Genomic DNA, 24,565 nt, shown 5'->3' with positions numbered 1-24,565 from the left:
CTCACGCGCTCGGCAGCGCCACACGGACGAGCAGGCCGCCGCCTTCGCGCGGCATGATGCGCAGATCGCCGCGGTGGCTGCGGACGATGGTCGCGACGATGGTCAGCCCGAGGCCGACGCCGCGGTCGGATGCCGGGCGGGTGCGATCGCCCGCCCGGACGAACGGCTCCGTCAGCGTCGCGACGCGAGCCGGATCGAGCTCGGGCCCGGTGTTCGCGATCTCGAGCAGCGCCCACCCGTCCGGTGCCGTGCGCGTCCGCACCGCGATCTCGCCGCCGTCGGGGACGTTGTGGAGCATGGCGTTGGTGACGAGGTTCGACACGAGCTGCCCGAGCAGGGCGGCGTTGCCGTGGGCGACCGCCGGCCCCGGCTCCACCCGGATGCTCGGTGACGGTCGGTGCGTCGCCGAAGCGTCGGGGTCGCGCACGTCGGCGGCGACCCGTTCCGTGAGGGCGGCGAGGTCGACCTGCTCGAAGCTCAGGCCGGTGCGGCCGGCACGTGCGAGATCGAGCAGTGCCTCCGTCGTCGCGATCGCCCGCTCGTTCGTCTCGGCGATCCTGCTCAGGACGAGGTCGACGTCGCGCCCCTCCGGATCGGCTCGCGCGACCTCCACGATCGTGCGGATGACGGCGTGCGGCGTGCGCAGCTCGTGCGATGCGTTCGCGGCGAACCGCGACTCCTCTGCGACAGCGCGTTCGATCCGATCGAGCATGTCGTCGAATGCGTCGGCGAGGTCGGTCAGCTCGTTCCGGCGTCCGCGCAGCGCGATTCGGCGGTGAAGCGTTCCGGCATCGGCCCGGCCGACCACCCCGGTGATCCGTCCGAGCGGAGCGAGCATCCATCCCGCGAGGAACCAGCCGCCGACGAGTCCCACGACGATGAGGACGGCCAGAGCCCACCACGCGTACTTGACGAAGACGTCGGTGAGGTCGCCGCGACCGGGCGCCCACCCGCCCGTCGACTGACTGAACAGGTCGCCGCTCGGCACGAACCGCAGGGCCAGCAAGCCGACGCCGAAGAGCACCGCGCCGGCGACGACGAGGAACCCGGCGTAGCTGAGGGTGAGCGAAACCCGGAGGGAGAGTCCTCGGCGGCGGGCGATCACGGCGCGGGGTCCGACATCCGGTATCCGACACCCGGCACGGTCTCGATGACCCAGGGCTCGCCGAGCCGTTTGCGCAGCGTGGAGATCGTGATGCGGACCGCGTTCGTGAACGGGTCGGCGTTCTCGTCCCAGGCGCGTTCGAGCAGCGCCTCGGCGCTGATGACACCACCGCCGGCGCTGAGGAGCACCTCGAGCACGGCGAACTGCTTGCGTGTCAGCGCGATGTACCGTCCGTCGCGGTAGACCTCGCGGCGGAAGGGATCGAGCCTCACGCCGCCGAACTCGCGGATCGGGGGAGCGGAGCTGGTCGAGCGACGTGCCAGCGCGCGCAGTCGCAGCACGAGCTCGCGCATCGCGAACGGCTTGGTCAGGTAGTCGTCGGCACCGGACTCGAAGCCCGACGCTTTGTCATCCAGCCGATCGGCCGCGGTCAGCATGAGGATGCGGGGCGCCCCGGTCTGCTGGGAAAGGTGGCGCGCGATCTCGTCGCCGTTCGGGCCGGGGATGTCGCGGTCGAGCACGACCACGTCGTACGCGGTGATCGTCAGCTGCTCGAGCGCGGTATCGCCGTCGGCGGCGAGGTCGGCCGAGATGGCCTCGAGGCGGAGGCCGTCGCGGATCGCCTCGGCGAGGAAGAGCTCGTCCTCGACGATCAGCACACGCATGGCCTCAGGATAGGCGTGCGCATGTATCGCGGGCGTATGCGGAATCAGCGACACCGGTGCAACATCCGCTCTCATCCACTGGGATCATGAGCACTTCCTCCGCCCCGGTTCCGACCCGCCCGCTCACGCTGCCGACGACCGAGCCCGGACGGCGGGTGACTTTCGTGCCACCGCGCCCGCGAGCGCGGACGTCCCGTCGTGTTCGCCGTCGCCGTCTCGCTCTCGGCGCGGTTGCCGTCGCGGGTGCGGTCGCCCTCGGCGCGTCCGTCATCGGTGCGCTCGCCGGTTCATCGGGTCTTCAGCTGCCGCCGATGCCGCCGGTCTTCCCGGGCACGGTCTTCACGCCGTCGGTCGACGACGGCTTCATCGAGGACGGGGTGCAGGTGAGTCTGTGGGACGACGACCTGCCGGCCATCTCACGACTGAACCCCGAGCTGCTCGCGGCGATGCGCGCCGCCGAGGCACGTGCCGCCGACGACGGCATCCGCCTCGGGGTCACGAGTGGCTGGCGCAGCGCGGCGTATCAGCAATGGCTCCTCGACGACCGCATCGCTTCGGTGGGGGAGGAGACCGCCCGTGCCTACGTCGCCACGCCCGAGCAGTCACGTCACGTCAGCGGCGACGCCATCGACATCGGACCCGTCGACGCGCAGTACTGGCTGATCTCCTACGGCTCGGAGTTCGGCATCTGTCAGACCTACGGCAACGAGCCCTGGCATTTCGAGTTGGCGACCACGCCGGGATCGGAGTGCCCGCCGATGCGCACCGATGCCAACGGCTGAGCCCGGGCCGCGGCGGCGGGTGCGCCTACGATCGAGAGAGCCCCTCAACGATCCAGGAGTCACCGTGTCCGCCGTCACCGCCGCCGCCCGCTCCCACGTCGACGACCTCGCCGACTTCGTCGCAGCGTCGCCGTCGAGCTTCCACGCCGCCGCGGAGGTTGCCCGTCGCCTCGTCGCCGCGGGCTTCACCGAGCTGTCCGAGGACGAGCGCTGGCCGGAGCAGCCGGGCGGGCGCTACCTGGTGGTGCGCGACGGCGCCGTGCTCGCGTGGATCGTGCCGGCAGCGGCGACGGCGGTGACGCCCGTCCGGGTGTTCGGCGCGCACAGCGACTCGCCCGCCTTCAAGCTCAAGCCCCGCCCCACCACCGGCCGGCTCGGCTGGCTGCAAGCCGGGGTCGAGGTCTACGGCGGACCGCTGCTCAACTCGTGGCTCGACCGCGAGCTGCGGCTGGCCGGCCGTCTCGTGCTCGACGACGGCACTGCGGTGCTCACCGCGACGGGCCCGCTCCTCCGCCTGCCCCAGCTCGCCATCCACCTCGACCGCGAGGCGAACGATCATCTCGCGCTCGACAAGCAGACGCAGACGCAGCCCGTGTGGGGGCTCGGGTCCGCAGACTCCGCCGATCTGCTCGGCGAGCTCGCCCGCGAGGCGGGAGTGGATGCCGCCCGCATTCGCGGCTACGACGTCGTGACGGCCGATGCCGCCCAGGGCTCGGTCTTCGGTGCGGGCGACGTCTTCTTCGCGGCCGGGCGGCTGGATGACCTCGCCTCCGTCCATGCTGGCGTCGTCGCGCTGGAGCGAGCCGCCGCAGGCTTCGACGCCGGGCACATCGCGATGCTCGCCGTCTTCGACCACGAGGAGGTCGGGTCGGCGACCCGCTCCGGTGCGGCCGGACCCTTCCTCGCCGACGTCATCGAGCGCATCCAGCTCGGTCTCGGGGCCGATCGCGAGGAGGGGATGCGCGCCCTGGCGGCATCCTGGTGCGTCTCGAGCGACGTCGGGCACTCGGTGCACCCGAACTACGTCCACAAGCACGACCCCGTCGTACTGCCGGTGCTGGGATCGGGGCCGATCCTGAAGATCAACGCCAACCAGCGCTACGCGACCGACGGCGTCGGGGCGGCGGCGTGGAACGGGTGGTGCGAGGCAGCGGGCGTCGCCAGCCAGGAGTTCGTCTCGAACAACAGCGTCCCCTGCGGCTCGACCATCGGCCCGATCACCGCCACGCGCCTCGGCATCCGCACCGTCGACGTCGGCATCCCGATCCTCTCGATGCACTCGGCGCGCGAGCTCGCGGGCGTCTCCGACCTGCACGATCTCTCGCTCGTGGCCGAGGAGCTGTTCCGCCGGTAGAATCGAGCAGTCCGCGGCGCCGGCCCGGACGAAGCGATGCAACTACCTGCTGACGGAGCAAGGCGGCACGTGAGAACGAGCTGACTGCTCGGAGGCATGCATGACGTCGAATGATCGTTCCCTGATCCACCACACGGGTTGGGTGTTCTTCCCGATCGCGTTCATCGCCCGGCTCCCCTTCGCGATGATGGTCGTGGGCGTCCTCACCCTCGTCGTCTCGGCGACCGGATCCGTGGGGCTCGGCGGGCTCACCTCGGCAGCCGTCGGCATCGGCGTCGTCATCGCCGGCCCCGTCATCGGAGACGCGGTCGACCGCTTCGGCCAGCGGAAGGTGCTCGTTCCCCTGGGCATCCTCAACGGCATCCTCCTGGGCGTCTTCCCGGTCGTCGTCACGGCCGGATCGCCCGATCCGCTCATCCTGACCGCCGCCGCGGCGATCGGTCTGACCGCACCGCAGGCCGCAGCCATGTCGCGCAGCCGGCTCATGGGCATCATCCGGGCGCGTCTCGGTGCCGAGCACCGTCCGCGCACGCTCTCGCGCGTGATGTCGTACGAGTCGGCGGCTGACGAGACGGCCTTCGTCATCGGTCCGTTCCTGGTCGGCATCCTCGCGGCCGTCATCGCGCCCTGGGCCCCGATCGCGATCGCCGCAGCCCTCAGCCTCGTCTTCGTCACCGCCTTCGCCCTCCACCCGAGCGGGCGGATCGCGGCGACGGCGCTCGACCCCGGCGAGAGCGAGGAGCGGGCGCCCATCTCGCAGGTGCTGCGTCCGCGCATCCTCGTCCTGGTCGCGGGCACCTTCGGCGTGGGGCTCTTCTTCGGCGCGACGCTGACATCCCTCACCGCGTTCGCGCAGACCGCGGGCGACGACGTCGAGGCAGGGCTCCTGTACGGGCTGATGGGGATCGGCTCGGCCGCTCTCGCGCTCGCCGTCGTGCTGCTGCCGTCCCGCTTCGCGCTGCGCCACCGCTGGCTCGTCTTCGCAGCCGTCCTCGCGGTCTCGGCCGGTGGTTACGCCGCCTCGGACTCGCTCGGGGCGGTCATCGTCATGCTGCTGCTGATGGGGCTCGGGGTCGGGCCGACCCTCGTGACGCTGTTCAGCATCGCCGGGCACCGCAGCCCCGTCGGCCGCTCGGCGACGACGATGACACTCCTCGGATCGGCACTCACGCTGGCCCAGGCGCTCGCGTCGGCCGTGACGGGGGCGATCGCCGAGGCCGGCGAGGTGCGGCTCGCGATGCTGCTGCCCACGATCGCGGCGGTCCTCGTGCTCGCGCTCGGAGTCGTCAACCTCGCCATCGAACGCCGCGAGCGCACGGGCGATGGTGCAGGGATGCCGCGCGGAGCCCGCTCCGCGCCGTCGCTCGTCAGCCGCTGATCAGCGCACCGGCGGCCGCACCGGCGGCGGCGCCGAGCACCACGACCACCCAAGCGGGGCAGCGCCAGAGGGTCAGAAGCCCGAAGCAGACCAGGGCGAGCGCGAAGTGGTCGGCGCGGGTGACCGACGTCGTGAAGACCGGGTCGTAGAGCGCCGCGGCCAGGATGCCGACGACGGCGGCGCTGGCCCCCCGCACGAGACCGCGCGCCCGCGCGCGTCGTCGCAGGACGGCCCACACCGGCAGGGCACCGAGAAGCAGCAGGAAACCGGGGAGGAAGATCCCGACGAGCGCGATCGCCGCCCCGGCCACGCCGCCCGGGCCGACGCTCGCGAGCGCCCCGAGATAAGCGGCGAAGGCGAAGAGCGGGCCGGGCAGGGCCTGCGCGGCGCCATAGCCGGCGAGGAACGTCTCGGCATCGACCCAGCCCGGCCCGACGACGGCGCTCTCGAGCAGGGGGAGGACCACGTGGCCGCCACCGAAGACGAGCGCCCCGGAGCGCAGGAAGGCATCGAACAGCGCGATCGAGCCGTCGCCCGTCATCCGGGCCGCGATCGGGCTCGCGACGAGGAGAGCGACCAGGGTCGCGAGCGCGGCGATCCCGACGCGGGTGCCCGCGCTGGGAAGGCCGTCGTCCGCGGCGGCGGCGTCGGACGACGCGATGGCGCCCTCGGCGAGCCAGAGGGCCCCCGCGATCGCTCCGAGGGCGATCACGCCGAACGGGGCGAGCGGGCCGCCCACCAGCGCGACCCCGACGGCCGCCGCGATCGCGATCGTTCCGCGTGGGCGGTCGGGCGCGAGGCTGCGCGCCATGCCCCAGACGGCGTGCGCGACGACGGCGACCGCGACCACCTTGAGCCCGTCGATGACTCCGGTCGCGATGGGGCCCGTCATGGCGCCGATCCCACTCGCCGCCCAGACCATGAGGGCAGCGGAGGGCAGGGTGAACGCGGCGAACGCCGCCGCCGCTCCCGCGAGTCCCGCGCGGCGCAGGCCGATCGCGAACCCCACCTGGCTCGACGCGGGGCCCGGCAGGAACTGGCACAGCGCCACGAGCTCGCCGTAGGTCCGATCGCCGATCCAGCGTCGACGGGTCACGAACTCGTCGCGGAAGTAGCCGAGGTGTGCGACCGGGCCACCGAAGGACGTCAGTCCGAGGCGCAGGAACACCGCGAACACGGCGGCGAGATTCGACACCCGTCCAGCGCACCATCGATCCGTGAACACGGGGTGAACGCCACGCGCGACTAGCACACCCAGATGACGCGGCACGTCACCGCGCGGACACCTCTCGGGGCGTGATCGTTCACTCGGTGATCGCGCGCGGTCCCTACCGTCGGCGGCATCCCTCTTGCACCGAAGGTGGCTTGTCATGCCCGCTGAGCGCCCACGCGCCCGTTTCCTGACCATCGCGACGACGGCGACGCTCGCCGCGGGAGCCCTCTCGCTCGCGCTCGCCGCACCCGCGCTCGCAGCTGTCCATCCCCCGGGGAGCGTGCCCACGGCGAACGCGGCCCCGTCCGGCTCGCTCGTCGTGACCGAGATCGCGCCCGACAACGTCGGCGTCGACGACTACGAGTTCTTCGAGGTTCACAACCGTGGTCCCGTCGACGTCGACCTGGCGGCTGCGGGCGTCTCGTTCGCGTACACGTACACCGACGGCGCCGACCGCTCCCGTGACGTCCCGCTCGCGGTGACCGCCCCGGTCGTCATCCCCGCCGGGGGGACCGTGGTGTTCTGGTTGAGCTACACCGCGGGGAGCGTCGACTCCTTCGCGCGCTCGATCGACGACTTCCGGGCGCACTGGGGCGCCGGCGCCGACACCACCGTGGTGCGCGTGACGGGGCAGGCCGGGATGGCCAACAGCGCGCCCCGCGGCATCCGCATCCTCCAGAACGACGGAATCGTCGGCTGGTCGACCTACGGGCGCACCGCGGCGGCCGCCGGACAGTCGGCGCACTTCCGCCTGCCGACCGAGCGTGTCGACGGCGGCATGGACATCCTCGCCGAGCCGGCTGCGGCGTCGCCGGGCCTCGTGGCACCCGAAGCCGTCACCCCGCCCGCGGGAGAGCAGCCCGGGGAACAGCCCGGGTTCGACCCCCAGCCCGACCCGAGCGTCGTCACCGCACCACTGCAGATCACCGAGCTGCTGCCCGACTCGGCCAACGTCGCCGGCTCGGACGCCTTCGAGTTCATCGAGGTGTACAACGCCTCGAGCGATCCGATCGACTTCTCCGACTACACGATCGATTACCTGTACCCCGTCGAGGGCTCGTCGAGCGTGTGGCCGGCCGTGCCCGGCGACGTCGTGATCCCCGGCGGTGACACGCTCGTGCTCTGGATCAAGAACGGCGCCAACGACGCCCTGACGGCCGCGGACTTCAACGACCACTTCGGCTCGCGGCTCGTCGCGGGAGAGAACCTCGTCGAGATCTCCTCGGCGGGCATGGCCAACGGCTCGGCTCGCGGGATCGCGATCGAGACCAACAGCGGCCGTCACGTCAGCACCGCGCTGTACAACCTCGACGGCGCCGATGACACCGTCGCCGACCAGGGGATCCGTTACACCGTCGGAGCGGATGTCGCGACGCAGCGCATCGTCGACCTCGCCCCGGCGTCGCCGGGTGCCGTGCAGCCAGACCAGGTTCCCGGCGGTCTCATGATCGTTGCGCCCGACACGCAGGCGCCGACGATCGTCGACGGCACTGCCGCCGAGATCCAGCCGGACACGGACTTCGCCATCACGGCGACCGTGACCGACGACGTGCTGGCGCGGACAGTGACCCTGCAGCTTGCCAACGACGTCGATCCCGCCCCGGCGCGCATCAACCTCCTCGACGCGGGCGATGGAACGGTGACGTTCGTGGTCAACGCAGCCGACCTCATCGGCAAGAGCTGGTACGAGTACACGATCACCGCGAGCGACGGCACGAACTCCACGTCGACGCAGACTCGTCGCGTTCCGGTGGCCGGGGTCGACACGAACCCGGTCCGACTCAACCTCGAGGACGGGCGGTTCGTCTCGGGAACGACCGAGATCGTCGCCGCGGGCGATGCGTACCCGAGCCCGATCGAGTTGACGATCGACGGCGCGGCCGTGGAGACCACCCCCACCCTTGAGGACGAGCCGCGCTTCGTCTTCGACACGACGAATGTCAACTACTACTTCAAGAACGGCGTGCGCATCGGCGATGACGTCCTCAACATCTTCGAGATCGGCACGCAGGGGTGGGAGACCATCGTGACCCCGGTGCCGGTCGAGTACGTCGTCCGCGGTGACGAGCTCGTCGTGAGCGTGTGGGCGGGCACGAAGAAGGCGCCCGAGATCGACCTCGCCGAGAACAACGACGACTTCGAGATCCGCGGCCTGCGTCTGGTTCTGCCCGACGGTCGGACGCTCACGCCTCTCGGCTACGACGACCCCGCCGCAGTCCTGCGGATGGGCGACAGCGTCACCGACGCGGGAGCGGCCACCGGCAAGCTCGACTACTACGAGGCGCGCTTCGCGCTGCCCGACGACGCGTTCGCCGGTCTCTCGGCGTCGTGGGACACCACCGCCCGCGCCGACGGTGCCGCCGTGGTGGCGGCGTCCGACGGCGAGACGACCGTCTCGCGGACGGTGACGGTCGACAACACCGCTCCCGTCGTCACCTCGCAGATCGTCGACGGCACCGCCTATCAGGGGCCGATCCTCATCGATGCCGAGATCGCCGACGCGGGATCGGGCGTCGCGAGCACCGTCGCCCGGCTCGACGGCACGGAGATCGCCCTGCCCCACGAGACCTCGTCCGTCGACCTGGCCGCGGGGGAGCACCGCGTCGAGATCACCGCGACCGACCACGTCGGCAACACCGACACCTGGACGGCGACCTTCACGACGTACGACGAGCAGCCGAGTGCCGGTGCCCTCGCGCCGGCGGAAGGGGCCGAGGTGCCGGCGGGCGACGTGACCCTGCAGGCGAAGGTCGAGGACCCGACGGGCGACGTGCTCGACGTGAGCTTCCTCGAGGGGCGCCGGCTCGACCTGTCCGACGGTGACGTCAGCGCGCAGGCCGGCACCGTGCAGGACGCTCGAGCCGTCGACCGCGCGGAGGCCGAGCAGCTGACGGCCGACGACCTGCGCACTCTCGCGGCCGTCGACGGCGTCTCGGAGGAGATCTCGAGCGACCGGGCGTTCCCGTACCAGTCGTTCGACGTGGCGGTCGCCGATGCCGACGCCGGCTCCGACGTCCGCTCGACCTGGTCGGGTCATGCCGACGCGGGGGCGACGGTCATCCTCTACGTCCAGCGAGCCGACGGGTCGGGGTGGGACGAGGTCGACCGCCACGTGAGCGCGGCCGATGACGAGTCGTTCTCGCTCGATGCCGTCGTGGCGGTCGACGACTACGCCTTCGCGGGCGCGGACGGCGCGGGCCGAGTGGTGCGGATGCTCGTGCAGCACTCGGAGGGCTTCGCAGGCGCGGACCTCTCCGACCGGACGACTCCGGTCGCCCCCCACAACGCCGCCGACGTCCCGCGCAGCGAGTTCGACTTCACCCTGGCGTGGGAGTCGGACACGCAGTACTACAACGAGAACACCCTCCCCGGCGAGCCGTACCGCCACCAGCAGGCGATCCACTCGTACCTCCTCGATCGGCGCGACGAGCTGAACCTGCAGTACCTCTTCCACACGGGCGACATCATCGACGACTACGACGTGATGGAGCAGTGGGAGCGGGCCGATCCCGAGTACCGCCGTCTCGACGAGGCGGGCCTGCCCTACGGCGTGCTGGCCGGCAATCACGACGTGGGCCACCACCTGGAGGACTACACGAACTACAGTGCCTACTTCGGTGAGGACCGCTATGCCGGCAACCCCTGGTACGGCGGCAGCTTCGAAGACAACCGCGGTCACTACGACCTCATCTCGGCGGGCGGCATCGACTTCCTGATGCTGTACACCGGCTGGCTTCCGGGGGATGCGTCGATCGCCTGGATGAACGAGGTGCTCGCGCAGTATCCCGACCGCGTCGCGATCATCGCGCAGCACGAGTTCATCCTCACCACCGGAGGGCTCGGCGCGATCCCGCAGCGGGTCATGGACGAGGTCGTCGCGACGAACCCGAACGTCCGCATGGTCTTCTCGGGGCACTACCACGACGCATTCCTGCGCGAGGACGCGTTCGACGACGACGGCGACGGGGTCGACGATCGCTCCGTCTACTCGATGCTGTTCGACTACCAGGGCCTCCCGGAGGGCGGTCTCGGGTTCCTCCGCCTCCTGCACTTCGACAACGAGGGCCGGCAGATGCTCGTGCGGACCTACTCGCCGTCACTCGACGTCTACAACTCCGACGAGCCGAGCCTTCTCGGCCCGGCGGGAGCAGGCGACTACTCGCAGCAGGAGTTCGCACTCACGTACGATCAGCTGCGCATCGAACCGGGCACGCGCACCCTCGGCACCGACGCCTTCTCCGCAGAGGTCCTCGGGGGCACCGAGATCGCGACCTTCTCGGATGTCGCGAGCGGCTCGATCCTCTCGGCCGCCTGGCCCCTCGCGGAGGAGGGGGAGCGCGGATGGTACGTCCGCACGAGCGACCCCTTCGGCGCCGTCGACGACTCGCGCGTGTCACTGTTTACCGTGACCGCCGCCGTCGAGCCCGAGAACCCCGGCGACGGCTCGGGCGGGGGCTCGGACCCCGGCGCCGGAGGCGGAGCGGGCGGCGGCATCGGCGGTGGCACGGGCGGTGTTCCGTCCGGCGGCACCGGCGCGGCCGACCCCGAGGCGGCGGGCGCAGCGGCCGGGGCCGGCGCGCGGCGCGACCTCGCGGCGACGGGAGGCGACGGTGCGACCGCCGTCACGGCGACCGGGATCGCCCTGGTGCTCCTGACCGGTGGGGTGTTCCTCACCGTGATCCGCCGGCGCGCGCACCGCCGCGGACGGGTCTGAACCGCACCCCGGGGTTCAGTCGGCGGTCGGGTCCTCGGACCCGACCGCCACGTTCCATTCGGGCAGGGGGTCGGGCAGCCGTCGCCAGGCCGCCGGGCCGGCCGAGAACTCGGCGTCGTCGAGCACGGCGGCATCCAGGACGTGCCGCACGGCGGCGGTGTTGAGGTCGATGCCCGTCAGCGCGATGTCCTGGCCCACGTCGTCGAGTCCGTGGCCCGCCTCGATCGGATCGATCCACATCGCCGACCCGGCCTGCTCCCACCGCGCGGGAACGTCCGGCCGGCTTGCGAGACGGCAGACCCCGACCGACCGCACGACGAGTCCGCACGAGCCGGAGTCGAGCAGATCGAGAGCCAGCACGAGCCGGCCGGGGTGGAACGGGCGCAACTGCTCGTAGCGCATCGTCGCGACGCGCCGATCGGTCAGGAACGGATCGTGCTCGCCGTTGAGGGCACGCGTCCATCCGGCGCGGTCGCCCGCGTCGCGCAGAGGAAGGGTGGTGCCGAAGCCCAGTGCGGAGAGGTCGTCGGCGACGCCGCGGCTGAGTCGGATGCGCGCGGTCGGCGCCAGGTGCGACGCGAGCGCCATGAGGATCGACAGGTCGGCCGTCGGCATCCGCTCCCAGTTGACGATCACGACGGCGCTCGCCGCCTCGATCAGCTGCGCCGCCAGCCGCGCGCGTGCTCCGACGTCGGCTCGCCCGTCTCCGTGCGGGACGGCCCGACGCAGCGGTGCCTCGTCGCGCAGGTCGTCGACCGCGTGGCGGGCATCGAGCACGCAGAGGGAGGGCATGCCGTGAACGGTGGCATGGACGTGGGCCGGGTCGGCGTCGCTGGCGAGGTCGACGACGCGGAGGGCGCGGTGGCGCCCGGCGATGACGCACAGGCGGGCGTAACGACGGCGTTCGGCGCTGCAGACGCCGGTGACGGCGAGATGAGTGGTCACGGTGGTTCTCTCCGCTCGGGTTGTGGCGATCGGTCCTCCACCGTACCTTGTTGTTGATAAGAGTTCTCAATAGGAGGTCGTCGTGAAGGTTCGCGCATCCATCAAGTCCCTGAAGAATCAGCCCGGCGCGCAGGTCGTGCGTCGCCGTGGCCGCGTGTACGTCATCAACAAGCTCAACCCGCGGTTCAAAGGACGCCAGGGTTGAGGCGCCGCCCGATGACACGTGTCGTCGAATCGCGCAACACGTGCCCCGTGCCTGCCGCGCGCCGTTAGCGTGATCGGCATGAGCACTCCCGCTGAGCGAGCCCAGACCCTGTCCGCACTCCATGCCGCGCCCGAGATCCTCCGGGTGGTGAACGTGTGGGACGTCGTGTCGGCCGAGGCCATCCTGGCTCTGCCCGAGACGCGCGCGATCGCCACGGCCGGCCACTCGATCGCCGCGTCGTTCGGGTACGAGGACGGCACCGACATCCCGCTCGAGATCGTGCTCGACATGGTGGGCCGCATCGTCTCGGTGGCGGGCGACGTGCCCGTGTCGGCCGACCTCGATGCCGGCTTCGGCGACCCCGGTGAGACCACGCGCCGGGCCATCGGAGTGGGCATCGTGGGCGCCAACGTCGAAGACCGCCTGCAGCCGCTCGCGGACTCGGTCCGCGCGGTCGAGGCCATCGTCCGGGCGGGGGAGGCCGAGGGCGTCCCGTTCGCCCTCAACGCCCGCACCGACGCCTTCGTCCGCGCGGGCGACCGGTCGACCGAGGAGTCGATCGCCGACGCGATCGAGCGCGGTCGCGCGTATCTCGACGCCGGTGCCGACGTGGTGTTCGTCCCGGGGATCCTCGACGCCGACATCACCCGGCGCCTCGTCGAGGGGCTCGGGCAGCGCAAGCTCAGCGTCATCGGCCTGCCCGGCGCGCTCACCGCGAAGGAGTACGAGGATCTCGGCGTCGCCCGCATCTCGTACGGTCCGACGACCCAGCGGGTCGCTCTCACGGCGCTGCAGGACGTGGCCCAGCAGCTCTACGCCAACGGTGTCATCCCGCCCTCGACGCGCCCCCTGAACTGACCTGGCGAGCGCGCCCCGCGATCACGACGCGAACGTCTCCTGAGCGTCGGCGATGATCGCGGGGTCGCGCACGGCCGCGAGAGCCGTGGCGGCGAGCATGAGCGCGCCGTCGGCGATCGTCGTGCGGGCGAGCTCGGGATCGCCCGCCGAGGCGGCGAACTCGCGCGTATGGGGCACGGCGTCGGCGACGAGCCGGATCATCGGATGGATCGCCGGCACGACGTGCGAGACGTTGCCCATGTCGGTGGATCCGCCGAGCGTCGGGTCGGGCTCGAGCTCGCGGCCCAGCACGCCGTACGCGGCCTCGGCCAGGTCGACGAGGGTGGGGTTCGCGCGGAGCGAGAAGTAGGGCGGGGTGTTCTCGGCGATCTCGACGGTGGTGCCGGTCGCGAGCGCCGCCCCCTCGAAGCACGCGCGGACGCGGGGAACGACATCGCTCAGCAGGTGCTCGCGATCGCCGGCCCGCACGAAGATCCGCAGCGCCGCGTGCTCGGGGATGATGTTGGGCGCCTCGCCGCCGTTCGTGATGATGGCGTGCACCCGCACGTCGTCGGTCAGCTGCTGGCGCAGCATCCCGATCGCCGTCAGCGACAGCGTCGCACCGTCGAGCGCGTTGCGGCCCCGTTCGGGCGCGGCGGCCGCGTGGGCCGCCCGGCCGTGGAAGTCGACGTCGAGGGCGACCCGCGAGAGCGATGACCCGCGAACCGCATCGGTGCCGGCGGGGTGCACCATGATCGCGATGTCGACACCGTCCAGCACGCCCGCCTCGATCATCGGAACCTTGCCCGCGGCGCCTTCCTCGCCGGGGCTGCCGATGACGACGAGATTCGCGTTCGCGGGCTCCGCCGTCAGGGCGTCCTTGACCAGCAGCGCCGCTCCGATGCCACATGCCGCGATGAGGTTGTGCCCGCAGGCGTGGCCGATCTCCTCGAGGGCGTCGAACTCGCAGAAGATCGCGACGGTGGGCGCGTCCGCGTCCGCCCCGTCGGGCGACCAGCGACCGACGAACGCCGTGTCGAGACCCGCGAAGCCGCGCTCGACGGCGAAGCCCGCCCGATCGAGCTCCGCGGTCAGGCGTGCGGCCGCGTGGCGCTCGGTGAAGCGGATCTCCGGGTGGGCGTGCAAGTCCGCCGCGATGTCGACGAGGGTGTCGATGTGGCTGGCGAGCGAGGGGCGCAGAGCCTCGACGGTGGCCGGCATCGCCGCCGTCGCCGAGGCGGTCGCGGGGCGCGGGGTGAGGGTGGTCATGGGGTCTCCTTCTGTGGGACGCGAGGGGTGCGCGGAATTCAGGACAGTTCGAGTCCGTGTCCGGGGCCGACGGGGAGGCCGAGCAGCCCCCACACGAGGAACTGCAGCAGCCAGACACCCCAGATCACCACCGTGAACGGGATCACGAGCCCGAACAGCGTGCCCAGGCCCGCCTTGGGCTCCCACCGCTGGAGCAGGCCGAGCACGACCGGCAGCATCGGGTTCATCGGGACGAGGGGATTGGTCGCGGAATCGGTGATGCGGAACGCCGCCTGCACGTATGCGGGGTCGATCCCGGTCAGCATGAACATCGGCACGAAGATCGGGGCCAGTAGTGTCCAGAGCGCCGATCCGCTCGCGAGCAGCAGCGCCGGGATCGTGCAGAACAGGCTGAACAACAGAAGGCCGCCGATGCCGCCGAGCCCGGAGGACTCCATCGCCTCGGCCCCGGAGGTAGCCAGCAGCAGCCCGAGCTGCGACCAGTTGAACCAGGCGATGGCCTGCGCCGCGGTGAAGATCACGACGATGAAGGGCACGAGGTCGCGCACCGCCGCCGTCATGTGCTCGGGTACGTCGGCGGCTCGCGTGAGGGTCTTCGCGGCGATCCCGTACGCGATGCCCGCGATCAGGAACAGGAACAGGATGAAGATCGGCAGCGCCGTCATGAACGGAGAGCGCAGGATCTGTCCGCCCTCTCCCTGCAGCGGCGACCCGGGCAGCATCACGGCCGTCGCGACGATCGCGAGGTACGCCACGACGGCGAGGGCGGCCACCCGCAGGCCGCGTCGCTCCCGGTCGTCGAGCGGCCGGGCGGCGTCGTCGTCCGCGAGACCGCCCTGGTAGGGGGTGAGACGCGGCTCGACGTACCGCTGGCACATGACGGTGATGACGACGGCGAGGATGAGAGTCGAGGTGGCCATGAAGAAGTAGTTGGCCAGGGGAGACACGGATGCCTCGGGGTCGACGATCTGCGCCGCCGATGTCGTGATGCCCGACAGCAGCACATCCGTCCCGGCCGGCACGACGTTGGCGCTGAACCCGGCGACGACCGCCGCGTACGACGCCGCGAATCCGGCGAGGGGGTGGCGCCCGGCCGCCAGGAAGGCGGCGGCCGCGAGGGGCGGCAGGATGACCATCGCAGAGTCGGACGCGAGGTTGCCCATGAGGCTCACGAGCACGACGACGAACGTCACGGCCCATCGCGGCGCAGCCAGCACGGCGCCGCGCATCGCGCTCTTGAGGAGGCCGAGACGCTCGGCGAGCCCGATGCCGAGCATGACCGTGATGATCAGCCCGAGCGGTGGGAACGAGACGAAGTTCTCGATCGCCGAGGTGAGCGCGTACACGGCGCCCTCGGGCGACAGGATGCTGCGCACGGGAATCGTCTCGCCCGTCTGCGGATCGAGGGTGCGGGCGCCCAGGGCGCTGGCGCTGCCGGAGGCCACCGCCACCAGCCCGGCGATGATGAGGAACAGATAGAACGGGTGAGGCAGCCGGTTGCCCACTCGTTCGATGGTGCGGAGGATGCGTCCGCCCACCCCGGGGGCGTGGGCGAGCGTGAGAGCGGTGGTGCTGTCAGCGGCCATGGGCACTCTTTCCGATCGTCGTCGCGCGGAGGGATACGCGATGCAGCGATGGTGCCGATTCCGTGTCTCGATCAGATTACGGTGATCGATTAGGACATGAAGCGCCATGAAAAGATCGATCATGCGCTCCGCGACTCCCATTCACCCGCACGATCTGTCGGATTCGGACCTCGCGCTCATCACGGCTCTCCAGCAGACGCCTCGCGCTTCGTGGGCGCGCATCGCCCGCGCCATCGGCGTGAGCGCCCCCACGGCCCGACGGCGATGGGAGGCGCTCGCCGCGGCGGGCGCCGCGTGGTCGTCGGCCTATGCGGTCACTGCTCCGGGACTCGTCACCGGGCTCGTCGAGATCCGCTGTCGCCCCGGCACCGTCGACGAGGTCGCGGCGCAGCTGCGCACCGAGCCGAAGTTCCTGTCACTGACGGGCATGACGGGGGAGCGCGATCTCGTCGTCACGATCGTGGCGGACGACATGGAACAGTTCCGACGGCTCATCCAGTCGCGCGTGGCCACGCACGAGGCCGTGACCGGCGTCAGATCGACGATCGTCACGCGCATGTTCTCGGAGGGCTCGCGCTGGCGGGCCGTCGGCTCACCCGAGACCGCGGGTGTGGGCGATGCCCCCGGCGCCGCGGGCCTGGACGATGACGCGCACTCCCTGGCAGCGCAGTGGCGCCCGGTGCTCCGGGCTCTCGAATCTGACGGCCGGGTCGCGCCCGCCGACATCGCTCGCGAGCTCGGGGTGTCGGAGGCGCATGCCCGCCGTGTCGTGCGACGTGTGCTCGAGCGGGGATGGATCAAACAGCGCATCGACGTCTCGCTCGAGCAGACGATGTGGCCTCACGCGCTCGCCCTGTGGCTGGTCGTGCCCGCGGGGCGCCTCGAGGCCACGGCGTCCGAGATCGCCGTCATGCCGATGACACGCATGTGCGCCGCTCTCGCGGGCGGAGCCTCGAACCTCTACGTGATCGTCTGGCTGCGCGACCTCGCCGAGGCGACGGCGGTCGAAGCCGACCTCGCCCGGAGCCTTGAACTGCGCGTGCTGGATCGTGCCATCCTGCTGCACTACTACAAACGGGTCGGTCACCTCTTCGACGTGCGCAACCGGTACGAGGGGCGGGTGTCGTGGGTCGGCGACGAGACCGGATGACCGGGCTCGACGGGTCGCAGCATCGTGCTGACCGTCGAGCCCGGTCGCCGCGGCTCAGGCGAGTGCGGCGCGAAGCCCGTCGGCGAACGACGTCGTCGGTCGTCCGATGAGGTGCGAGAGGGTGCGGTCGTCCACGTCGAGGACGCCCTCGCGGATGCCGGTGTCGATCCCCGCGACGAACTGGGCGGTGCCGGCGTCGAGACCGGCGCTCTCGAGGGCGGCGACATGGTCGTCCGTGGAGACGCGGACGTATGTCACGTCGCGACCGAGCACCTCGGATGCCGCGGCGGCGATCGCGTCGTATCCGATGCGGGTGTCGCCCGCGAACTCGTACACCTTGCCGACGTGACCGTCCTCGAGAAGCACGACGGCGGCGCCCTCGGCGAAGTCGGCGCGCGAGGCCGGCGCGATCAGGCCGTCGCCGACGGATGCCGCGATGACGCCGCTCTCGGCGGCGCGCTGGACGTCGGGCACGTAGTTCTCGATGTACCAGTTGTTGCGCACCACGACAGCCGGAACGCCGCTCGCCGCGATCGCCTCCTCGGTCGCCTTGTGCTCGGCGCCGAGGGCCCACTCGAAGGTCGTCGCCTTCGGGGCGCTGGTGTAGACGAGCTTCGACACGCCCGCCGCCGCTGCCGCGTCGATGACGTTCTTGTGGCCCGCGAGCCGCTTGCCCGGCTCCGACGCCGAGATCAGCAGCACGCTGTCGACGCCCGCGAGCGCGTCGCGCAGCGAGGCCGGGTCGTCGTAGTCCACGCGGGCAGTGGCGACGCCGCGGCCGGCGAGGTCGGCGACCTTGGCGAGGTCTCGAGCCCCGGCGACGACGGTGTCGGGGGAGACGCCGCGGGCGAGCAGCGCGTCGACGACGAGGTGGCCGAGCTGTCCGCTCGCTCCGGTGATGAGGATGGTCATCGGTGATCCTTTCGGTCGGGTGTTGCCGAGGACAACCGTCGCGCGCCATCTATGCATTCCGAAAGAGGGGTACCCACTTTTCGGTAAGCTACCTACATGTCAGTCAGTTTTGCGCAGATCCGGGCGACGTCCGATCAGGTCTTCACTGAGAACTGCCCGACGCGTGTCGTGCTCGACCATGTCATGAGCAAATGGGGCGTGCTCGTGCTGCTGGCGCTGACCGACGGCACCGCCAGATGGGGTGAACTCCGTCGCTCCGTGGCGGGCATCAGCGAGAAGATGCTCGCGTCCACACTGCGCACGCTCGAGGCCGACGGCATCGTGAGCCGCACCGCTTACCCCGAGGTGCCGCCTCGCGTGGAGTACGCGCTGACCGAACGCGGTGTCGAGCTGATGGAGCGCATGATGCCGCTCATGGAGTGGATCGCCTCGAACGCGGACGACATCGTCGGCCGCCGCGCGTGAAGGCTGAGTGTTCCGTGCGAGCCCTGTCGTCGGGGGCGATAACGATATATCGTCAGGTATCGCTAATATATCGACGACCGGGAGGTCAGCATGAGCGGAACATTCCCCACCGGCGGTTTCGGCGGCCGTGACAACATCTTCGGAGGTCGTGGCGGGTTCAACGTCTCCGACCTCGGGAACAACGTGTTCGAGGCATTCGACCAGTTGAAGTCGACCTTCGAGCAGAAGGTGAACACCCGGGTCGGACGCGGCGACGTCCGTGCCGCCGTGCTCGCCCTCCTCGCCGAGCAGCCCATGCACGGCTACCAGATCATCCACGAGATCGAAGAGCGCAGCGGGGGCGCCTGGAAGCCCAGCGCGGGATCGGTGTACCCCACCCTCCAGCTGCTCGCCGATGAGGGCCTCGTCAGCGCCCAGGAGTCCAACGGACGCAAGACCTACTCACTCACCGAGGCCGGCCGCGAGGCGGCGGGCGAGGCGGGCGAGAAGTCGGCTCCGTGGGAGTCCACGAGCCGCGACCACAGCCGCGTGACGGCGCTGCCGAAGGCCGGTGTCGAGCTCGCCCAGGCCGCCGCCCAGGTCGGCCGCAGCGGTTCGCCCGAGCAGGTCCAGCAGGCCGTCGAGATCCTCGACGACGCGCGCCGCAAGCTGTACGCCCTGCTCGCGCAGGCCTGACGCGGGTGGCCTCGGCCGACCCGCATCGCGTCGCGTCACCCGGCACTCGCGCGGTGCCGGGTGACGCCCGCGCGCGTGCGCGCTACCGCCGCATCCTGCGGTTCGCCGCTCGTGCGCTCGTGCAGACGTGGTGGTTCGAGATCGTGCTGCCGCGCTTCGGTCTCGAGCGATTCTCGGAACGGGGGCGGACGGCGCGCCTCCGCCGACTCGCGCGCCGCTTCCACGCGCTCGCGGTCGAGCTCGGCGGGCTGATGATCAAGGTCGGGCAGTTCATGTCGTCCCGGCTCGACGTCCTGCCACCGGAGATCACGACCGAGCTGGCCGGCCTGCAGGACGAGGTGCCGCCGGTTCCCTTCGATCAGATCCGCGCAGCCGCGGAGGCGGAGCTGGGGATGCCGCTGCGCGACGCCTACGCGTCGTTCGACGAGCAGCCGGTCGCCGCGGCATCCCTCGGTCAGGCTCACCGCGCCCGGCTCACAGCCGAGCAGGCCGCCGACGCCGGATTCAGCGACGTCGTCGTGAAGGTCCAGCGACCCGGCATCCAGACCATCGTCGACGTCGACCTCGCCGCGCTCCGTCGCATCGCGCGCTGGCTGCGCCGCATCCGCATCGTCTCGCGCCGAGCGGACATGCCGGCCCTCGTCGAGGAGTTCGCCGTCACGAGCCTCGAGGAGATCGACTATCGGCACGAGGCGGCCAACGCGGAACGCTTCCGGGAGAAGTTCGCCGGCAACCCCCGTGTCGCCGTCCCCGAGATCGCCTGGGAGCGCTCGGCCGCCCGGGTCCTGACCCTCGCCGACGTCACCGCGATCAAGGTCACCGACGTCGACGGTCTTCGGGCCGCGGGCATCGACCCTCACGAGGTGGCGAGCGAGTTCGCCTCCGTGATGTTCGACCAGTTCTTCGGGTTCGGCTTCTTCCACGCCGACCCTCACCCGGGCAACGTCTTCGTCACGCCCGTGCCGTCCGATCAGCGCCGCGAGGGTGAGCCGGCCTGGGTGCTGACCTTCATCGACTTCGGGATGATGGGCGAGATATCACCCTCGACGCGGGACGCGCTGCGCACGGTCCTCGTCGCTGCGGCGGCCCGCGACGGCCGCGGACTCGTCGCCGGGATCTCGCAGGTCGGCGCGCTGCTGCCCTCCGCCGACGTCCGCGAGCTCGAACGCGCGATGACCCAGCTGTTCGCGCGCTTCGGCGGCATGGGGTTCGCGGAGCTGAAACAGGTCGATCCGCGGGAGTTCCGCGACTTCGCGGGGGAGTTCGGCGAGCTCGCCCGTGCGCTGCCGTTCCAGCTGCCCGAGAACTTCCTGCTCGTCATCCGGGCGGCCTCGCTCACATCGGGCGTGTGCACCTCGATCGATCCCGCGTTCAACCTCTGGGACGCGGTAGAGCCCTACGCGGTTCGACTGCTCCGCGAGGAACGCGGCGACCTCATGCGCGACGCGGCGCGGCGCGCGATGACCTTCGCCGACGTCACGATGCGCCTGCCGCAGCGGCTCGACGGCCTCATCACGCACCTCGAGGACGGCAACCTCGGCTTCGACAGCGCGCGGCTCGAACGGCGGATGTCGCGCCTGGAACGGCTCGGACGACGAGCCGTCTCGGGAATCCTCTTCGCCGGACTGCTCGTGGCGGGAGTGCTGATGCGTCCCGACGACGAGACGGCGGGCACGGTGCTCATGGGGCTGTCGGCGCTGCCGCTCCTGCACGTCCTGTTCGGCGGCGTGTTCGGCCGTCGCGACTGACGGCTGGGTAGCCTGGAGCAATGCCCCTCGAGACGCCGGGAACGGGCGCGCGCGAACAGCTCGCCGCGCTCGCCGCGCGTGCCGGACGGCCCGGGTTCGGTGCGGGGCGGCTGGAGCAAGCCGCGGCCGGGCCCGGCACACGCGCCGCCGCCGTGCTCGTGCTCTTCGGCGTCCTCGACGACCGTCCGAGCGATCATGCGCCCGAGGCCGCCCTCTCGCGTGATCTGGACGTCCTGCTGCTCGCCCGCGCGGCGACGCTCCGGTCGCACCCGGGGCAGGTGGCGTTGCCGGGCGGCCGAGTCGACCCCGGTGACGCCGACACGGTCGCGGCGGCACTGCGGGAGGCGCGCGAGGAGACCGGACTCGACACCGACGGGGTCGAGGTGCTCGGTGCTCTTCCGCCAGTCCCGCTGGAGTACTCCCGGCACCTCGTGACGCCCGTCTTGGCCTGGTGGCGACGCCCGTCGCCGGTGCGCGTGGTCGACGTGGCGGAATCCGCGGCCGTGTTCCGCGCCCCGGTCGCCGATCTGCTCGCGCCGGCGAACCGCGGTGTCACGGTGCTGCGCCGCGACGGCGCCGAATGGCGGGGGCCGGGCTTCGTCGTACGTCAGGATGCCGGTGAGTTCCTCGTCTGGGGCTTCACCGCGATGCTCCTGGACGGCCTGTTCACCGAGCTCGGCTGGACCGAGGACTGGGACACCGGCAGGGAGCTGGCCCTTCCGCCGTCGTGACCGCGGCCGCTGCGCGCTCAGAACCGCCAGATGAGCGGGACGTAGAACACCGCCGCGAGGAGGAACAGGACGGTGAGCGGCAGCCCGAGCCGCCAGTAGTCGCCGAACCGGTACCCGCCCGGGGCCATCACCATGAGGTTGACGGGGGTGGCGACCGGGGTGAGGAACGACGACGCCCCCGCGACCGTCAGCGCCATGAGGAAGGGGAGCGGACTGACATCGTGGGTGAGCGCGATCGAGGTCGCGACCGGCGCGACGATCAGCACGGTGGCGACGTTCGAGATGAACTGTCCGAGCACGACCACCACGACGCAGACCACGATGAGCGCCAGGTGCGGGTCGGCCTGGCCGACGACGGCCAGCAGAGCGTCGGCCACGACGTCGGCGGCTCCGGTCTCGAGGAACGCCACGGACAGGGGGATCATGCCGGCGATGAGGACGAGGGTCGTCCACGAGACGCCGTGATAGAGGTCGGGCAGCTTCACGACCCGCAGCACGATGAGGGAGCCGGCGGCGAGGAGGCCGGCGACCGCGGGCGGGATCGCGCCCGTGGCCAGCAGCGCGACCATCACGGCGGTGACGGCGAGCGTGCGCCGCGAGCCGCGGTGCAGGCGACTGCGCCGTTGCGTGCGGACCGCCCCCGTGCGCACGGCCTCGGGGACCAGCGAGAGAGTCTCGGCCTCGCGCTCCGTGTGACGGTCGGGCGCGGGGTCGGGACCGTGATGCGGCAGCAGCCGCGGGCCGAGCACCACGACGATCGCGATCGTGGCCGCGACGAGCGGCAGCCCGACGAGCGCGAACTCGAAGAAGCCGAACGGGCGGCCCGCTTCGGTGGCGGCGAGCTCGGACACCACGACGTTGACGGGTGTTCCGGTCAGGGTGAGCAGCGATGCCGATGACGCGATGAAGGCCATCGGCAGCATCAGCTGGGACGGCGACAGGCCCGACCGTCGGGCGATCACCGCGGCGACGGGGATGAGTGCGGCGACGGCGCCGTTGATGCTGATCAGCGCGGTGAGGATCGCGACGATCCCGCCGACCCAGATCAGGATGCGGCCACGCCGCGTACCGGCGCGGGCGAGGATCACGGCACCGACCATGCGGGTGACGCCGCTCGTCTCGAGCGCCGTCGCGACGATGAACAGACTCGCGATGAACAGCACCGTCGGATCGCCGAAACCGGCGAACGCCTGGGGGAGGGTGAGCACCCCCGTCGCCCAGAGCGCGAGCGCGACACCCACGGCCACGACCTCGAGCGGCACCCGCGCCGACAGGAAGGCGATGATCGCGGCGGCGAGGATCAGGAAGGTCGCGACGATCGGGTCCACTCTTTCACGCTACCCGGAGGGCCGAGCCGATCCGGGCGGCCACGATCTCCACCCGTAGGGGGAGGCGGAGACACGCGTGCGTCGAGAAGCTGGATAGGTGAGTCTCCCTATCGATACGCGTGTTCCTCGTCCGTCCACCCGCTCCCGCCGACGCGGCCCGGTCGCCGTCGCCGTCGCCGCGGCGACCGCCGCAGCGCTGGCCGCCTGCTCGGCCGAACCCGCGCCGGAGGGGACGCCCGCCTCGTCCGCCGTGCCCGTCGAGATTCCCGCCACGCCGGTCGGCGACCAGGTCCGCTGGGTGATGGACGAGATCAACGGCGACGAGGCCACCGATGCCGATGACATCCAGACGCACTTCGACGATGCCGCTCTGGAGCAGCTCCCGCCCGCGCAGCTGCAGGAGGTTTTCGCGCAGATGCAGGCCGCAGCCCCGTGGACGGCGGTGGGGTACGACGGCGTGGAGACCGAGGCCCGCGTGACCATCGAGTCCGCGCAGGTGAGCTACGACATGTCGATCTCGGTCACGCCCGACGCTCGCATCCAGATGCTCCTGTTCAGCCCGCCGCAGCCTGAGCGCACGCCCGCGGCCTCCTGGGACGAGCTCACGCAGCAGATCGACGCCGCCGCCTTCACCGCCGGCGTGCAGGTCCGCGAGGTCGGGGGCGAGGTGCTCTACGAGGGCGGCGACCAGGCGATCGGACCCGTCGGCTCCATCTTCAAGCTGTGGGTGCTCGGGGCCGTCGTCGACGCCATCGGGGCCGAACGGCTCGCCTGGGACGACGAGCTGGTCGTCGACGCCGCGGTGCGCAGTCTGCCCAGCGGCGAGCTGCAGGACCGGCCCGACGGCACGAAGGTGACCGTGCGCGAGGCCGCCGACAAGATGATCGCCATCAGCGACAACACCGCCACCGACATGCTCGTCCGCGCCGTCGGCCGCGACGCGGTCGAAGCGGCGATGGTCTCGATGGGGCATTCCGACCCCGAGGCGAACCTCCCATTCGCCACGACGCGCGAGTTCTTCTGGCTGCTCTTCGGCGACGCCGGTCTGCGGGAGCTGTGGACCGGCGCTGCCGGCGACCCCGATGCCCGTCGCTCGGTGCTGGAGCGGCTGCCCGCGGGCGTCCCCGACCTCGCGGCCGCCTCCACCGCGCAGCCGGGCTGGCCCGACGGGATCGACTGGTTCGCGGCGCCCGATGACCTCGCGGCCGCACATGCCGCGCTGCAGGACCGGGCGCAGACGCCGGCGGGGGCGCCCGTGCGCGACATCCTGTCCGCGAATCCCGGTCTCGAGTTCGGGGACGAGTGGACGTACGTCGCGTTCAAGGGCGGGAGCTCGGTGGGCGTGCTCGCCGGCTCGTGGTACCTCGAGCGGGAGAGCGGCGCACCGGTCGTCATCACGGTGCTCGCGCGCGCCGACGACGCTACGACGCTCGCCCACCCCGAAGCGGCGCTCGGGTGGGCGCAGGACGCCGCCGCGATCCTCGCCGGGTCGTAGCCTGGAAC

At 71.5% G+C, this 24,565-nt stretch carries 20 protein-coding genes; 12 read left to right on the top strand and 8 right to left on the bottom strand.

Translation table 11 applies throughout. The features are described from left to right. Position 1: 1 nt before the first annotated feature. Both CI089_RS14160 and CI089_RS14155 read right to left on the bottom strand, forming a co-directional pair. Entirely contained in the window at positions 2 to 1,105 is a 1,104-nt protein-coding gene (locus CI089_RS14160; RefSeq protein WP_306426978.1) for a sensor histidine kinase, read from the bottom strand. After that, on the bottom strand, positions 1,102 to 1,770 hold the full coding sequence (locus CI089_RS14155; protein ID WP_094262094.1) for a response regulator transcription factor: 669 nt from the start codon (positions 1,768 to 1,770) through the stop codon (positions 1,102 to 1,104). The genes CI089_RS14160 and CI089_RS14155 overlap by 4 nt, the downstream gene beginning before the upstream one ends. 86 nt (positions 1,771 to 1,856) lie before the next feature. Between CI089_RS14155 and CI089_RS14150 the strand changes: the two genes are divergently transcribed. The 3 genes from CI089_RS14150 (at position 1,857) to CI089_RS14140 (ending at position 5,284) form a co-directional block, all read left to right on the top strand. Continuing rightward, positions 1,857 to 2,552, top strand: coding sequence for a M15 family metallopeptidase (locus CI089_RS14150; protein WP_094262093.1), 696 nt, complete (start codon positions 1,857 to 1,859; stop codon positions 2,550 to 2,552). A gap of 64 nt (positions 2,553 to 2,616) precedes the next feature. Then, positions 2,617 to 3,906 carry a M18 family aminopeptidase gene (locus CI089_RS14145; RefSeq protein WP_256977994.1) on the top strand — a complete coding sequence of 430 codons (1,290 nt, stop codon included), beginning with the start codon at positions 2,617 to 2,619 and terminating at the stop codon, positions 3,904 to 3,906. A 100-nt stretch (positions 3,907 to 4,006) separates the two neighbouring features. Further along, positions 4,007 to 5,284, top strand: coding sequence for an MFS transporter (locus tag CI089_RS14140; protein ID WP_094262091.1), 1,278 nt, complete (start codon positions 4,007 to 4,009; stop codon positions 5,282 to 5,284). On the opposite strand, the gene chrA is transcribed toward CI089_RS14140, so the two are convergent. Beyond that, a complete protein-coding gene (gene chrA / locus CI089_RS14135; RefSeq protein ID WP_256977993.1) occupies positions 5,274 to 6,479 on the bottom strand; it encodes a chromate efflux transporter in 1,206 nt (401 codons plus the stop codon). The genes CI089_RS14140 and chrA overlap by 11 nt on opposite strands. Before the next feature lie 175 nt (positions 6,480 to 6,654). Here chrA and CI089_RS14130 point away from each other — a divergent pair, with 175 nt between their 5' ends. After that, entirely contained in the window at positions 6,655 to 11,211 is a 4,557-nt protein-coding gene (locus CI089_RS14130; RefSeq protein WP_094262090.1) for a lamin tail domain-containing protein, read from the top strand. A 15-nt stretch (positions 11,212 to 11,226) separates the two neighbouring features. On the opposite strand, the gene CI089_RS14125 is transcribed toward CI089_RS14130, so the two are convergent. Next, positions 11,227 to 12,156 (bottom strand): GTP-binding protein, encoded by a 930-nt coding sequence (locus CI089_RS14125; RefSeq protein WP_094262089.1) that lies wholly within the window; start codon positions 12,154 to 12,156, stop codon positions 11,227 to 11,229. Between the two features lie 82 nt (positions 12,157 to 12,238). Between CI089_RS14125 and ykgO the strand changes: the two genes are divergently transcribed. Then, positions 12,239 to 12,361: a type B 50S ribosomal protein L36 gene (ykgO, locus tag CI089_RS14120; RefSeq protein WP_023951906.1), complete on the top strand. Its 123-nt coding sequence runs from the start codon at positions 12,239 to 12,241 to the stop codon at positions 12,359 to 12,361. Positions 12,362 to 12,439: 78 nt separating this feature from the next. Continuing rightward, complete coding sequence (locus tag CI089_RS14115) at positions 12,440 to 13,219, top strand: isocitrate lyase/PEP mutase family protein (RefSeq protein WP_094262509.1); 780 nt, start codon at positions 12,440 to 12,442, stop codon at positions 13,217 to 13,219. Positions 13,220 to 13,240: 21 nt separating this feature from the next. On the opposite strand, the gene CI089_RS14110 is transcribed toward CI089_RS14115, so the two are convergent. Together CI089_RS14110 and CI089_RS14105 are read right to left on the bottom strand one after the other, a co-directional pair. Continuing rightward, on the bottom strand, positions 13,241 to 14,467 hold the full coding sequence (locus CI089_RS14110) for an amidohydrolase (RefSeq protein WP_094262088.1): 1,227 nt from the start codon (positions 14,465 to 14,467) through the stop codon (positions 13,241 to 13,243). A gap of 38 nt (positions 14,468 to 14,505) precedes the next feature. Next, positions 14,506 to 16,053 (bottom strand): AbgT family transporter, encoded by a 1,548-nt coding sequence (locus CI089_RS14105; RefSeq protein ID WP_094262087.1) that lies wholly within the window; start codon positions 16,051 to 16,053, stop codon positions 14,506 to 14,508. 121 nt (positions 16,054 to 16,174) lie between these two features. On the opposite strand from CI089_RS14105, the gene CI089_RS14100 reads away from it, so the two are divergent. Then, on the top strand, positions 16,175 to 17,203 hold the full coding sequence (locus CI089_RS14100) for an Lrp/AsnC family transcriptional regulator (RefSeq protein ID WP_179223344.1): 1,029 nt from the start codon (positions 16,175 to 16,177) through the stop codon (positions 17,201 to 17,203). 54 nt (positions 17,204 to 17,257) lie between these two features. Here CI089_RS14100 and CI089_RS14095 read toward each other — a convergent pair whose 3' ends face one another. Then, positions 17,258 to 18,115: an SDR family oxidoreductase gene (locus CI089_RS14095; protein WP_094262085.1), complete on the bottom strand. Its 858-nt coding sequence runs from the start codon at positions 18,113 to 18,115 to the stop codon at positions 17,258 to 17,260. A 96-nt stretch (positions 18,116 to 18,211) separates the two neighbouring features. Here CI089_RS14095 and CI089_RS14090 point away from each other — a divergent pair, with 96 nt between their 5' ends. From CI089_RS14090 to CI089_RS14075, 4 genes are all read left to right on the top strand, one after another. Further along, positions 18,212 to 18,580, top strand: coding sequence for a winged helix-turn-helix transcriptional regulator (locus CI089_RS14090; protein WP_094262084.1), 369 nt, complete (start codon positions 18,212 to 18,214; stop codon positions 18,578 to 18,580). 90 nt (positions 18,581 to 18,670) lie between these two features. Further along, complete coding sequence (locus CI089_RS14085) at positions 18,671 to 19,255, top strand: PadR family transcriptional regulator (protein ID WP_094262083.1); 585 nt, start codon at positions 18,671 to 18,673, stop codon at positions 19,253 to 19,255. Positions 19,256 to 19,260: 5 nt separating this feature from the next. Continuing rightward, positions 19,261 to 21,003: an ABC1 kinase family protein gene (locus tag CI089_RS14080; RefSeq protein WP_373441601.1), complete on the top strand. Its 1,743-nt coding sequence runs from the start codon at positions 19,261 to 19,263 to the stop codon at positions 21,001 to 21,003. A gap of 20 nt (positions 21,004 to 21,023) precedes the next feature. Further along, positions 21,024 to 21,734, top strand: coding sequence for an NUDIX hydrolase (locus CI089_RS14075; protein ID WP_094262082.1), 711 nt, complete (start codon positions 21,024 to 21,026; stop codon positions 21,732 to 21,734). 17 nt (positions 21,735 to 21,751) lie between these two features. Here the strand turns inward: CI089_RS14075 and CI089_RS14070 are convergent, their stop codons facing one another. Then, a complete protein-coding gene (locus tag CI089_RS14070; RefSeq protein WP_094262081.1) occupies positions 21,752 to 23,062 on the bottom strand; it encodes an SLC13 family permease in 1,311 nt (436 codons plus the stop codon). A gap of 97 nt (positions 23,063 to 23,159) precedes the next feature. On the opposite strand from CI089_RS14070, the gene CI089_RS14065 reads away from it, so the two are divergent. Then, positions 23,160 to 24,557 (top strand): serine hydrolase, encoded by a 1,398-nt coding sequence (locus CI089_RS14065; protein WP_094262080.1) that lies wholly within the window; start codon positions 23,160 to 23,162, stop codon positions 24,555 to 24,557. Positions 24,558 to 24,565: the final 8 nt, after the last annotated feature.

The sequence above is a fragment of the Microbacterium sp. Yaish 1 genome, assembly GCF_002245215.1.
Taxonomy (GTDB): Bacteria; Actinomycetota; Actinomycetes; order Actinomycetales; family Microbacteriaceae; genus Microbacterium.
Note: the sequence above shows the minus strand (reverse complement) of the source record. Positions and strands in the feature narration are given on the sequence as shown.

Excerpts from the sequence above, each read along its gene's own strand:
- CI089_RS14075 (WP_094262082.1), top strand. The coding sequence starts at position 21,024 with ATGCCCCTCGAGACGCCGGGAACGGGCGCGCGCGAACAGCTCGCCGCG.
- CI089_RS14085 (WP_094262083.1), top strand. The coding sequence starts at position 18,671 with ATGAGCGGAACATTCCCCACCGGCGGTTTCGGCGGCCGTGACAACATC.
- CI089_RS14150 (WP_094262093.1), top strand. The coding sequence starts at position 1,857 with ATGAGCACTTCCTCCGCCCCGGTTCCGACCCGCCCGCTCACGCTGCCG.
- CI089_RS14140 (WP_094262091.1), top strand. The coding sequence starts at position 4,007 with ATGACGTCGAATGATCGTTCCCTGATCCACCACACGGGTTGGGTGTTC.
- CI089_RS14110 (WP_094262088.1), bottom strand. The coding sequence starts at position 14,467 with ATGACCACCCTCACCCCGCGCCCCGCGACCGCCTCGGCGACGGCGGCG.
- CI089_RS14115 (WP_094262509.1), top strand. The coding sequence starts at position 12,440 with ATGAGCACTCCCGCTGAGCGAGCCCAGACCCTGTCCGCACTCCATGCC.
- CI089_RS14155 (WP_094262094.1), bottom strand. The coding sequence starts at position 1,770 with ATGCGTGTGCTGATCGTCGAGGACGAGCTCTTCCTCGCCGAGGCGATC.
- CI089_RS14095 (WP_094262085.1), bottom strand. The coding sequence starts at position 18,115 with ATGACCATCCTCATCACCGGAGCGAGCGGACAGCTCGGCCACCTCGTC.
- CI089_RS14130 (WP_094262090.1), top strand. The coding sequence starts at position 6,655 with ATGCCCGCTGAGCGCCCACGCGCCCGTTTCCTGACCATCGCGACGACG.
- CI089_RS14090 (WP_094262084.1), top strand. The coding sequence starts at position 18,212 with ATGTCAGTCAGTTTTGCGCAGATCCGGGCGACGTCCGATCAGGTCTTC.
- CI089_RS14100 (WP_179223344.1), top strand. The coding sequence starts at position 16,175 with ATGCGCTCCGCGACTCCCATTCACCCGCACGATCTGTCGGATTCGGAC.
- CI089_RS14105 (WP_094262087.1), bottom strand. The coding sequence starts at position 16,053 with ATGGCCGCTGACAGCACCACCGCTCTCACGCTCGCCCACGCCCCCGGG.